General features: G+C 72.2%; 9 protein-coding genes. 7 read left to right on the top strand and 2 right to left on the bottom strand.

From position 1 onward, the window contains the following. Window positions 1-3: 3 nt before the first annotated feature. The 4 genes from ABZ855_RS27210 to ABZ855_RS27195 all read left to right on the top strand — a co-directional run bounded on the left by ABZ855_RS27210 (window position 4) and on the right by ABZ855_RS27195 (window position 3,688). Window positions 4-1,437: an FAD-dependent oxidoreductase gene (locus ABZ855_RS27210; RefSeq protein ID WP_360811135.1), complete on the top strand. Its 1,434-nt coding sequence runs from the start codon at window positions 4-6 to the stop codon at window positions 1,435-1,437. 178 nt (window positions 1,438-1,615) lie between these two features. Then, complete coding sequence (locus ABZ855_RS27205) at window positions 1,616-2,068, top strand: hypothetical protein (protein ID WP_360811133.1); 453 nt, start codon at window positions 1,616-1,618, stop codon at window positions 2,066-2,068. 142 nt (window positions 2,069-2,210) lie between these two features. Continuing rightward, on the top strand, window positions 2,211-2,909 hold the full coding sequence (locus ABZ855_RS27200; protein WP_360811131.1) for a hypothetical protein: 699 nt from the start codon (window positions 2,211-2,213) through the stop codon (window positions 2,907-2,909). Next, on the top strand, window positions 2,906-3,688 hold the full coding sequence (locus tag ABZ855_RS27195; protein ID WP_360811129.1) for a hypothetical protein: 783 nt from the start codon (window positions 2,906-2,908) through the stop codon (window positions 3,686-3,688). Before ABZ855_RS27200 ends, ABZ855_RS27195 begins: the two co-directional genes overlap by 4 nt. Here the strand turns inward: ABZ855_RS27195 and ABZ855_RS27190 are convergent. Both ABZ855_RS27190 and gabT read right to left on the bottom strand, forming a co-directional pair. Then, complete coding sequence (locus tag ABZ855_RS27190) at window positions 3,680-4,522, bottom strand: phosphatase PAP2 family protein (protein WP_360811127.1); 843 nt, start codon at window positions 4,520-4,522, stop codon at window positions 3,680-3,682. The two genes, ABZ855_RS27195 and ABZ855_RS27190, sit on opposite strands and share 9 nt — an antisense overlap. A 183-nt stretch (window positions 4,523-4,705) precedes the next feature. Continuing rightward, the gene (gene gabT / locus ABZ855_RS27185) at window positions 4,706-6,040 is read right to left on the bottom strand and encodes a 4-aminobutyrate--2-oxoglutarate transaminase (protein WP_360811125.1); all 1,335 of its coding nucleotides are present in this window, start codon (window positions 6,038-6,040) and stop codon (window positions 4,706-4,708) included. Window positions 6,041-6,347: 307 nt separating this feature from the next. Here gabT and ABZ855_RS27180 point away from each other — a divergent pair, with 307 nt between their 5' ends. The 3 genes from ABZ855_RS27180 (at window position 6,348) to ABZ855_RS27170 (ending at window position 12,257) form a co-directional block, all read left to right on the top strand. After that, window positions 6,348-8,741, top strand: coding sequence for an ATP/GTP-binding protein (locus ABZ855_RS27180; protein ID WP_360811123.1), 2,394 nt, complete (start codon window positions 6,348-6,350; stop codon window positions 8,739-8,741). Between the two features lie 97 nt (window positions 8,742-8,838). Then, window positions 8,839-10,590, top strand: a complete 1,752-nt coding sequence (locus ABZ855_RS27175) for a PucR family transcriptional regulator (protein ID WP_360811121.1) — start codon at window positions 8,839-8,841, stop codon at window positions 10,588-10,590. 209 nt (window positions 10,591-10,799) lie between these two features. Then, on the top strand, window positions 10,800-12,257 hold the full coding sequence (locus ABZ855_RS27170; protein ID WP_360811119.1) for an aldehyde dehydrogenase family protein: 1,458 nt from the start codon (window positions 10,800-10,802) through the stop codon (window positions 12,255-12,257). The last annotated feature ends 28 nt before the right edge of the window (window positions 12,258-12,285 follow it).

Here is a 12,285-nt window from a genome sequence, read left to right as displayed (position 1 = left end):
ATCATGGCCCCAAGCGCCATGACCCATGGAAACGTAAATCGCTGGACCAAGTCTCTTTCCGACGCCCAGCCCGTCGCGTACTGGCTGGACGACCCCGGCAGGCCGCGCCCCGAGCCCGCCCTCACCGGCGGCGAGACCTGCGACCTGCTGGTGGTCGGTGGCGGGTACAGCGGGCTGTGGACCGCGCTGATCGCCAAGGAGCGCGACCCCCGCCGGGACGTCGTGCTCGTCGAGGGCCGCGAGGTGGGCTGGGCCGCCTCCGGCCGCAACGGCGGGTTCTGCGCCGCCTCCCTCACCCACGGTCTGGCCAACGGTCTGGCCCGTTGGCCGGACGAGATCCACCGGCTCGAGGAACTCGGCGCGCGCAACCTCGACGAGATCGAGAAGGCCGTCGCCCGTCACTCCCTCGACTGCGACTTCGAACGCACCGGTGAGATCGACGTCGCCACCGAACCGCACCAGGCCGCCGAACTCCGTTCCTGGCACGAGGAGTTGGCAGGCAGGGGCCTGGCGAACGGCACCGAGTTCCTGGACACGGAAGCGGTACGGGAGCAGGTCGCGTCCCCCACCTTCCTGGCCGGCCTGCACGACCCCACCGGCGTCGCGATGCTCAACCCGGCGAAACTGGCCTGGGGCCTCAAACGGGCCTGCCTCCGCCTCGGCGTCCGCGTCTACGAACACACCCCCGCGCTGACCCTGCGGCCGTACGGCGCCGGAATGGCCGTACGCACGCCCTACGGGTCGATCCGCGCCCGCCGGGTCGCGCTCGGCACGAACATCTTTCCGAACCTGGTCAAGCGGGTGCGCGCCTACACGGTCCCCGTATACGACTACGCGCTGATGACCGAGCCGCTGAGCGCATCGCGGCTCGCCGACATCGGCTGGCGAGGCCGCCAGGGCCTCGGGGACAGCGCCAACCAGTTCCACTACTTCCGGCTGAGCGCCGACAACCGCATCCTCTGGGGCGGCTACGACGCGATCTACCCGTACGGCGGCCGGGTGCGCGCCGAGTACGACGACCGGCCGGAGACCTACGCCAAGCTGGCCGAGCATTTCTTCACCTGCTTCCCGCAGCTTGAGGGCGTCCGCTTCACACACGCCTGGGGCGGCGCGATCGACACCTGCTCGCGCTTCTCGGCGTTCTTCGGCACCGCGCACGCGGGCAAGGTGGCGTACGCGGCGGGGTTCACCGGCCTCGGCGTCGGGGCGACCCGTTTCGGCGCGGACGTGATGCTCGACCTGCTGGCGGGGGAGCGCACGGAGCGGACGTCGCTGGAGATGGTCCGCCGGAAGCCGCTGCCGTTTCCGCCGGAGCCGTTCGCGTGGACGGGGATCGCGTTGACGAAGTGGTCGTTGGCGCGGGCCGATGCGCGTGGGGGGCGGCGGAATCTGTGGCTGAGGGCGATGGATCGGGTCGGGTTGGGATTCGACAGTTAGTGGGTTGGTCGTCGGCTGCCCGGGCGGTGGGGGCTTGTCGCGCAGTTCCCCGCGCCCCTTAAGGGCGCCTATGAACAGGTTCACTACCGAAACCTGGCGGAACCCGCGTAATGCCCCCGGGGAACCTCCCTCTCTCTCATGAACGCGACCAGCGTTCACAGAGAAAGGGAGGTCCCCCATGGCTGGGGCGAAAACGGCGGTCGAGTGGCTGGCGTCCGTTGCTCCGGATCCCGAGGCCTGCCGCTGGGAATGGGAGCGCAATCCCCTGGGGATCGTGCTGCTGCCCGCCGGCAAGGCCTGGGACGTACTGATCCTGCCGGGTGAACTCGGCTATCCCACCCTCGACGTCCTCACCCGTGTCATCGACCAACCCGGCCCGGTACTCGTCGACTTCGGCGACTCCAGGATGGGGTTCTTCGTGCCGCCGGGCACCGCGGCCCGGTGGCTGGGCACGGGCGTGCGTACGGCGGGACGCGGCACCTGGATCGTCGTGCCGTACCCGGGCCGGGTGACCGGAGGCGTCCGCTGGCTGGTCCCCCCGGACGGCACCGGCACCCTCACCGACCCGGCGCTCCTCGAACTGGCCATGCACGAGGCGGCGGCGAGTCTCGCGACGGACCAGGACAGGTGAGGCCCGGGACTCTCGCGGTTGTCTCGAACAGAGTGTCGCAAGGGCGGCAGCTGGGTACAGCCGGATCACGGCTGTGTACAACCGGGTGACTCCCGGGTAACTCCCGGGTGCGGCTCGGCAATTGACTACGACAGGAGCCGCCGTGGCGCTCGGGGACAGAGCGAGGCGTCTGGGCGCCCGAGGGCGCGCGATCGTCGCGGCCCTCGCCTTCACGGTCGTGGCGGCGGCCTCCCTGTGGGTGTTCGCCGTCGCCCCGGGCTGGCTCACCTCGGTCCTGAGCCTGGTGGTCACCGCCGCCCTGGTCGAGCCGGCGGCCCGCTTCCTGCGTCGCCGAACACCCCACGTCGACCCGGTGGACTTCCACGTCGACCTCTCGGACGTCAGCTACGTACATGTGCCCGCGGACGCCGGTGAACCCCCGCGTGTCGTACCGGCGAGCGGGCACACCGTACGGCTGTACGTCACGGCACCCGAACGCACCGTCGTGCTGGCGGGACTTCGGGTCGTCGTGCTCGAACGGCGTTCACCGCGCGGGGTGTTGTGGCCGCACGCCGGGATCCTCCCGGTGCGCGCCTACACCGTGCTGCTCGACGAGGACCCGCCCCGCCTCGAACCGCGCGGCGAGGACACCCCGGCCGGCTTCTCGTACACGGTCGGCCCGGACGACCCGGAGACCTTCGAACTGCGCGTGGAGACCGAACGCTGGCAGGTGGCCTGGGAGTTGGAGCTCGACTGGGTGTGCGGCCGGCGCGCCGGAACCGTCAGGGTGGACCTCGCGGGCCACCCGTTCCGCACGGCGGCCCGACCGCCGCGCGGCCTGAGCTGGGAGGACGAGGCGTGAAGTGGTGGCGAGGACGCGAACGGAAACAGGCACCACAGGTCCCGGAGCACCCCGCGCACCCCGCGCACCCCGCGCACCCCGCGCACCCCGCGCACCCCGCGCACCCCGAGCACCCCGAGCACCCCGAGAACTTCGACATACGGCTCGGCGGACTGAGCCATGCCTTCGCCGTGCTCGACCCCAGCACCACCGTCGGCCCCGAGCCCCTGCAGATACCTCTGACCGGCCACAACGTGTACGTCGACCTGGCGGCGACCGGTGACGAGGAACTCGTCCTGCGGGGCCTGCGCGCCCAGGTGCTCGGCCGCCACCCGCTGAAACCGAGCGGGGTGAGCCTCGTCCCTCAGCCCGGTCCCGCGATCTCGTTCTCCGAGGAACTGTCGGAGTCGCGCCGGCGCGGGCTGGCGGCCTACACGCCCATGCAGGTGCCGGACGCGGAGGTGTTCCTCGACGAGACTCCGCCCCTGGTGCGGCCCGCGCTCGACGGACAGGGCATACCCGTGGTGCCGGATTACCGGCTGCCGCTGCGGATCCCCGCCCGTACGGCCTGGCGGCTGGTTCTCGCCCCCCACACGGCGGACCGGGGACTGGTCGACTGGCGGCTGTTCGCCGACTTCACCTGCGGTGACCTCCGGGCCTCGATCGACTGGGACCTCAAGGTGACCGCCGAGACCACCATGCGGACCTTCCACCCGGGCGGCACCGAGCCCGACTTCACGCCGGTGCATGTGATCGCACCGCACTGGAGGGTGGCCTGGCCGCCGACGGGATCAGGGTGAGGGCCTGCGCACGAACAGCCGCAGCAGAATCAGCAGCGCCCCGCACAGACACCAGCTCGCCACCACGTCCAGCGGCCAGTGGAAACCCCGGACGACCAGTCCGACGGCGACGGCGGCGTTGAGGGCGAGACAGCCGGCCAGGACGAGCCGACGGGCGGACGTACGACGCAGCCACGGCAGCAGGAGCAGCGTGGCGGAGCCGTAGGCCACGACGGCCGTCGCGGTGTGACCGGAGGGGTAGAACCCGGTGCCGGGCCCCATGACCGGCGGCCCGGCCCGGGCGACCAGCTCCTTCAGCGGTACGACGATCACCGGTACGGCCCCCATCAGCACGCCGGCCGCGAAGGGTTCCCGCCACCAGCGCTCCGTACCCGCCCGGCGGGCGCGCAGACCGACGTACGCCAGGACGGCGAGCAGGAGGGGAACGGCGACCACGATGCTGCCGAGGTCGGCGAGGAGGGCCCAGCCCCGGGACGGGTGGACGAGCCAGTCGCTGAGGCGTTCGTCCGCGCGGGCGAGGGGGCCGTGGACGGCGACCTGCCAGGTGATCAGCGCGAAGAGGAAGAGGAGGACCGCGAGGGTCAGAAAGGAGAGGAGACTCCGGGAAAGCCGAGAAATCGGCCACCCTGGAACAGGGGGGGTAGCTCCAGGGTGGCCGATCAGGCCGGGTCGTCGCTCGCCCCGGGGGGTTTGGGGCGGGCGACCGTCCGACCGGTGAGGAGATCCGGAGCCGGAAGCTCCGGTTGTGTGCGCGAGGGCACGACCGGATCGAAGCTGGGGAGGCCCCGACCAGGTGCCACCCGCAGTTTCCTGCGAGCGGGGTGTATCTCTCATCTGGATAGAACCTACGGCAGTGGAGGGGCCTGAAACAGGTGCAACCGTAACCCGCCATCCACCTCGCACACCTTCTTCACACGCTCTGCGGACGCCCGCTCCGGCCCGGAAAACAAGCGGAATCCGGGCCGGTCGGCCGGTACGGACGAGTGGTGCGGAGGGGTGGCGGGAGCCGAGGAGACGTCAGACGCTGGTGAAGGCCTGCTCGATGATGTCGAGGCCCTCGTTGAGGAGGTCCTCACCGATCACCAGCGGGGGCAGGAAGCGGAGGACGTTGCCGTAAGTGCCGCAGGTGAGGACCAGCAGACCCTCCTGATGGCAGGCCTTGGCCAGAGCCGCGGTCGCCTCCGGGTTGGGCTCCTTGGTGGTGCGGTCCTTGACCAGCTCGATGGCGATCATCGCGCCCCGCCCCCGGATGTCACCGATGACCTCGAACTTCTCGGCCATGGCGGTCAGCCGTGCCTTCATGACGGCCTCGATGCGCCTGGCCCTGGCGTTGAGGTCGAGCTCCTTCATCGTCTCGATCGAGCCGAGCGCGCCCGCGCAGGCGACCGGATTGCCGCCGTACGTCCCGCCGAGCCCGCCCGCGTGCGCCGCGTCCATGATCTCGGCGCGCCCGGTGACGGCGGCGAGCGGCAGACCGCCCGCGATGCCCTTGGCGGTGGTGATCAGGTCGGGCACGATGCCCTCGTCCTCGCACGCGAACCACTGCCCGGTCCGGCAGAAACCGGACTGGATCTCGTCGGCGACGAAGACGATGCCGTTGTCGGCGGCGAACTTGCGGATCGCCGGCAGGAATCCCTTCGCGGGCTCGATGAAGCCGCCCTCACCGAGCACCGGCTCGATGATGATCGCGGCGACGTTGTCCGCGCCGACCTGCTTGCCGATCTGGTCGATCGCCTGCGCGGCGGCCTCGGGACCGGCGTTCTCGGCACCGGTCGGCCACCGGTAGCCGTACGCCACCGGCACGCGGTACACCTCGGGAGCGAACGGCCCGAAGCCGTGCTTGTACGGCATGTTCTTGGCGGTGAGGGCCATGGTGAGGTTCGTACGCCCGTGGTACCCGTGGTCGAACACGACGACGGCCTGGCGCTTGGTGTACGCCCGCGCGATCTTCACGGCGTTCTCGACGGCCTCGGCGCCGCTGTTGAAGAGGGCGCTCTTCTTGGCGTGATCGCCCGGGGTCAGCTCGGCGAGCGCCTCGGCGACCTCGACGTACCCCTCGTACGGCGTGACCATGAAACAGGTGTGCGTGAAGTCGGCGAGCTGGGCGGAGGCCCGCCGCACAACCGCCTCGGCACTGGCGCCGACCGAGGTCACGGCGATACCGGACCCGAAGTCGATCAGCCGGTTCCCGTCGACGTCCTCGACGATCCCACCACCGGCACGCGCGGTGAACACGGGCAACACCGACCCGACCCCACCCGCGACAGCGGCAAGCCGCCGGGCCTGGAGCTCCTGCGACTTGGGTCCGGGAATGGCGGTGAGGAGGCGTCGCTCCTGGGGGAGGGAGGTCATGAGGGCTCCTGGGGGCGTGAGGGGCGGGGGTTCTCGACCGGGACAGACGCGGGACTTTCACCGCGCTTCTCTCCGCAGGCTAGGGCTGGGGGGTGGGGGCGGGCATGCACCGTTTGGGAGTGGTGGGGGTGTGTCGTTGGACTTGGTGGACAGTCGAGTGCCCCGGTGAAAGACCCTCAGGAGCGGGGGCGCGCCAAGGCCTGCTCCGCGAGGTCGGCCGCGTAAGCGGTGAACTCCCCTTGTGGGGGCGTTAGATTGGCCGCTGTTGACTGATGGTGGGCCTTACGGCTGGTCAGGGGGCAGGGCGATGGACAGCGACGGGACGCAGGACGCGCGGGGTACTCATGCGAATCCTGTGCCTCGTCCGGCGGGGCCGCCGGGTGGGGGTGCTGTGCCGCCTCGGCCTGTGGGGGCTCCGCGGGTCGGCGGGCAGGGGGTGTCCGCGCCTGTCTCCCTCGTCGAGTGGCTCAACGCGCGGCGGCCCGACGCCAAGCCCGGGATCTGGCGGTACGGGTATCGGCTGCCCAAGGGGGCGCAGGCGGCGGAGCGGCTTTCGCCGGTCACGGTTGTCGGGTTGTTGGTGCCGCTCGTCGTCGGGCTGTTCCTGTGGTCGCTCTGGCGGCGGGGCGCGATGCCCTACCAGTCGGTGCTGCTGAAGCTGTTCACGCCGGAGGACTGGTGGTGGGGCGGCACCGTCTCGCCCAAGGGGTGGGAGGGCAGCGCCGCTGTCCTCGTCTACAACGGTGTTTTCTTTCTTGTGCTGCTCTACGGGATGGGGCGGCTCGGTAGCTGGCCCGACATCGCCCGGCATTTCGTCGGACGCCGGGCGCAGCCCTCGCGGGCGCTGCTCGCCGCCGCCGCGGCCCTCCTCACGCTCAGCTTCGTGTTTCCGGACGCCTTTCCGGGCGTCGGCTGGGACGCCCTGCCGATCGTCGATGCCGTCGTCGCCCTCGTCGCCCTGATCTCCGGCGGGTTCGACGTGTTCGGGTCGACCGTCTTCAAGGTCGGTCTGTACACCGTCATCACCCTGCTTGTCGTGTGGCCGTTCGCGCGCGTCGGCGGCTGGTTGCCGTACGCCAAGGAACGCCTCGCCGCCCGTAAGGCCGCCGCCGGACCCACCGGCCCCGCGCCCGCCGACCGGCCCCGCGAACAGTGGCCCGACCTCCGGGAGGCCGGGCAGTACGAGGCCGCCGAGCTGCTCACCGCCGAGGTGGCCGGCGGTCGGATGAACGACGTGGACTGCGCCCGGGTCGAGCACGCGTGGAGGCTCGCCAGGCGGGACGGGTTGCTCGCCGGCTTCCGGGACACCGTGCTGCGGCAGGGCGCGGCGGCCTGGACCCACCCCTCCGGCGCCCGGGACCTGTCCCGGCGTACCGCACGTCACGACCTGGCCGCGGGGCAGGTCCGTATCGGGCGGTGGGTCGCCGCCGAGCGGGCGCCGCTCGCCTATCACGGCGCCGGTGCCGCGCTCGGGCCCGATGTGCTGGGCACCTCGTTGCTCGCGGTCGGACCGTCGGGGGCGGGCAAGACACGGCATCTTGTCGAACCGGTGACCGAGGCGCTGGCCCTGCGGGCGCTCACCGGGCAGTGCGCGTTCGTCACGGTGTCCGCGCCGGGGACCCCCCTCGCCGCCGACTCCGCGTTCGACGTGGTCGTACGGATCGGGGACCGGGACTCCGTCCACGACCTCGATCCCTACGCCGACTCCGACGACCCCGACGAGGCGGCCTCCTTCCTCGCCGAGGCCCTGGTCGGCGACCTCGACACCGTCGGCACCGACAGCGCCGCCACCGCCCTCGCACAGGTGCTCGGCCCCTACCGGGCGGCGTACGGCCGCTTCCCCGCCCTGCCGGGGCTGCGGGAACTGCTGGGAAGCGAACCGGCGGCCCTGTCGGCCCTGCGGGAGGCCCTCGCGGGGGACGAGCACGCCGTCATGCGGCGCGAACTCGACGTACGCATCCGGCAGGCGGCGAGCCCCACGGACGTCGGCCGAGTTCTCGCGGACCGGCTCGCACTGCTGAACCGGCCGGTCTTCGACGGCTTCTTCGGCGGGGGCGGCACGGCTCGGCCGTTCTCCCTGCGCTCCCTCACCCAGCATCCGCTCCGTGTCCGCGTCGACCTGCCCGAGCACGGCCACGAGGAGGCCGCCCGGCTGATCACGCGGCTCGTCCTCGCCCAGTTCTGCGCGGTCGTACGGGACGCACAGCGCCCCCACTTCGCCTGCCTGGTCCTCGACGACGCCACCGGGACGGTCACCGCCGGTTCCGTACGCCGTATCCAGCGGCTGCGCACCCAGAACGCGGGCGTCGTCCTCGCCCTCCGGACGATCGGCGACGTCCCCGAGGCGCTGCACGGGCCGCTGTACGGCGCCGTCGGCTGCCGTATGGCGTTCTCCGGTGTGACGACCTGGGACGGCAGCCGGTTCGCCCAGGCCTGGGGCACGGCCTGGGTGGAGACACGGGACGTGGCCAAGCACACCGTCTTCGCGGACCAGCCGATGACCCGCGCCATCCACGCCCTGCGCAAGCTGGTCACCGGCAAGGCCGTCACCACCGACGCCGTCACGGTACGTACGGTCGAACGCGAGCGCTGGTCGGCGTCCGAACTGGCGCACGAGGTGCCGCCGGGCCACGCGGTGCTGTCCCTGACGACCGTCGAGGGCGAGCACGCGCCTCCCCTCCTGGTCGACCTGCGGGGCTGAGCGAAGCCCGGCGTACATACGGTGAGGCAGAATCGATACAGGCCGTTCATACGTGGCGGCCAAAAGTTCACGGAGATCACACAGACCTGAAGGCCCCATGCCCCCGACGCTCGCCTCGCTCGTCCACCACTCCGCGCTCAAGCTGACCGTGCGGGCGGGCGGCGACCGCCTGGACGTGCCCGTGCGCTGGGCGCACGCCAGCGAACTGGCCGACCCCGTCCCGTACATGGAGGGCGGAGAGCTTCTCCTGATCACCGCGCTCAAGCTGGACGCCGAGGACCCCGAGACCATGCGGCGCTATGTGAAGCGGCTGGTCGGGGCGGGGGTCGTCGGCCTCGGGTTCGGTGTCGGCGTCAACTACGCGGACATCCCCGAGGCGCTCGTCGAGGCGGCCGTCCAGGAGGGACTCCCGCTCCTCGAAGTCCCGCGCCGCACGCCCTTCCTCGCCATCAGCAAGGCGGTGTCGGCCGCCATCGCCGCCGACCAGTACCGCGCGGTGACCGCCGGCTTCGCGGCGCAGCGGGAACTGACCCGGCAGGCGCTGAGCGACGGTCCGGAGGGCCTGCTCGCCGCGCTCGCCTCGCAGGTCGACGGCTGGGCCGCGCTGTATGACGCGTCCGGTGCCGTCGTCGCCACCGCGCCCGAGTGGGCCGGGCGGCGGGCGGCGCGGCTCACGGCCGACGTGGAACGGCTGCGGGAGCGGCCGGCGCCGGCGAGTGCGGTCGTCGGCACGGGCGGCGGGGGCGACCAAGGGGAAGGCGAGGGGGAGGGGTCGGGGCCGGGAGAAGGCGCGGGGGACCGCGTCGAACTGCACTCGCTCGGCACCGGGCGCCGGCCGCGCGCCGCGCTGGCGGTGGGGACCGCGGCGGCCCTGGGTACGGCGGAGCGGTACGCCCTGCACTCGGCCATCGCCCTGCTGACCCTCACCACCGAGCGGTCCCGTTCCCTGCAGGCCGCCGAACAGCGCATCGGGGCGGCGGTGCTGCGCATGCTGCTGGCCGGTGAACCCGACCACGCGCGTGCGGTGGCCGGGGATCTGTACGGCGGGCTGCTCGACGCGCCGTTCCGGATCGTCGTCGCGGAGTCGGCGACGGCTCCGGCGGGGGTGGGAGCGGGCGTGGTCCGGGATGCCGGGGGTGCGAGCAGGACCACGGCCGGGGCTCTGGTCGCCGCCGACACGAACGGTGATCCGCTGGGCGGGCTCGCCGAGTGCCTGGAGTCGGCCGCCGCGCGGGCCGGGGAGGCGGTCCTGGTGGTGCCGGAGGGGGAACGGCTGGTCGTGCTCGCGGTGGACGGGGGTGCGGCGGCGGAGGCCTGTGGGGAGTTCGCGGCGGCGGTGGAGGGGGCTCGGGCGGAGGTGCGGGGGCGCGCGGGTGCCTCGGGTTCCTCGGGTTCGGCGCAGGGGTCCGGTGACGAGGGCGAGCTCGTGGTGGGGATGTCCGGGCCCGCCGGGCCCATCGCCGCTGCCGCCGCCTACAAGCAGGCCGAGCAGGCGTTGTCGGTGGCCCGGCGGCGGGGGCGGGTGCTGGTGGGGCACGAGCAGCTGGCCGCGGGGTCCGTGGTGCCGTTGCTCGCGGATGACGCGGTGCGGGCGTTCGCGGACGGGTTGTTGCGTCCGCTGTACGAGCATGACGCGACGGGGCGGGGGGATCTGGTGGCGTCGTTGCGGGCGTGGCTGTCGCGGCATGGGCAGTGGGATGCGGCTGCGGCGGATCTTGGTGTGCATCGGCATACGTTGCGGTATCGGATGCGGCGGGTGGAGGAGATTCTGGGGCGGTCGCTGGATGATCCGGATGTGCGGATGGAGTTGTGGCTGGCGTTGAAGACTACGGCGGCGGTGGGGGAGTAGCGGGTTTGGCTCGCCCCCGCCGCCCCTACCCGTCCCATCCCTGGGGGCTGCCGCCCCCAGACCCCCGCTTCGGCCTGAACGGCCTCGTCCTCAAACGCCGGACGGGCTGAAAAAAGAAGACTCCACCACGCCAAACCGTCCCACCCCCGACCCCCACCACTCCACCCCGGACAAACAGCCCCCCGCCCACCCCGCTCTACCGTGTACCCATGACCTCCACGCCGCCCGTCACCCACGCCTTCTGGCTCGCCGGTCGCCAGGCCGTCGGCGACACCACCTTCGACGTCACCTCCCCCTGGGACGGCCGCCTCGTCGGCAAGGTCGGCGTGCCGACCGAGGCCCAGGTCGAGGAAGCCGTCGCCGCGGCTCACGCAGTCCGCGACGAGTTCGCCGCCACCCCGGCCCACATCCGCGCCGCCGCCCTCGACCACGTCAGCCGGCGTCTCGTCGAGCGCACGGAGGAGATCGCCCAGCTCATCTCCGCCGAGAACGGCAAGCCGATCAAGTGGGCCCGCGGCGAGGTCGGCCGAGCCGTCTCCGTGTTCCGGTTCGCCGCCGAGGAGGCCCGGCGCTTCAACGGCGGCGAGGCACAGCGCCTCGACACCGACCTCGGCGGTCAGGGCCGGCTCGCCCTGACCCGGCGCTTCCCCAAGGGCGTCATCCTCGGCATCGCGCCCTTCAACTTCCCCCTGAATCTCTGCGCCCACAAGATCGCCCCCGCGATCGCCGCGGGCGCCCCGATCATCCTCAAGCCCGCCCCGGCCACGCCCCTCTCCGGCCTCGTCATCGGCGAACTCCTCGCCGAGACCGAGCTGCCCGCCGGTTCCTGGAGCATCCTCCCGGTCGCCAACGACCGCATGCCCGCCCTCGTACAGGACCCGCGGCTGCCCGTGATCTCGTTCACCGGGTCCGAGAAGGTCGGCTACGCGATCATGGACTCCGTGCCGCGCAAGCACTGCACCCTGGAGCTGGGCGGCAACGGCGCGGCCGTCGTCCTCGGCGACTACGCCTCCGACGCCGACCTCGACTGGGCGGCGACGCGTATCGCCACGTTCTCCAACTACCAGGGCGGCCAGTCCTGCATCTCGGTGCAGCGGGTCATCGCGGACGCCTCCGTGTACGACCGGCTGCTGCCCCGGATCGTCGCCGCCGTCGAGGCCCAGGTGACCGGCGACCCGGCCGACGGCGCGACCGACGTCGGGCCGCTGGTCAGCGAGGACGCCGCCAAGCGGGTCGAGGCGTGGGTCGAGGAGGCCGTGGCGGCCGGTGCGAAGCTGCTCGCCGGTGGCAAGCGGGACGGTGCCTCGTACGCGCCGACCGTCCTCACCGACGTACCCGCCGATGTCGCGGTCTCCTGCGAGGAGGTCTTCGGGCCGGTCCTCACCGTGCGGAAGGTGGACGGTGAGGCCGAGGCCTTCGCCGCCGCCAACGACTCCAAGTACGGCCTCCAGACCGGCGTGTTCACGCACGACCTCCAGACCGCCTTCCGGGCCCACCGCGCCCTGGAGGTCGGCGGTGTCGTCATCGGCGACGTGCCGTCCTACCGCGCCGATCAGATGCCGTACGGCGGCGCCAAGCAGTCCGGGGTCGGCCGCGAGGGCGTCAAGTTCGCGATGGACGACTACACGTACGAACGCGTTCTCGTACTGACGGGCCTTGCCCTCTAGCTAATGGGAACCGTTTTCACATACACTC

The organism is Streptomyces sp. NPDC047042 (assembly GCF_040644035.1).
Lineage (GTDB): Bacteria > Actinomycetota > Actinomycetes > Streptomycetales > Streptomycetaceae > Streptomyces.
The sequence above is the reverse complement of the archived record's forward strand: the minus strand, read 5'-3'. Positions and strand labels throughout refer to the sequence as shown.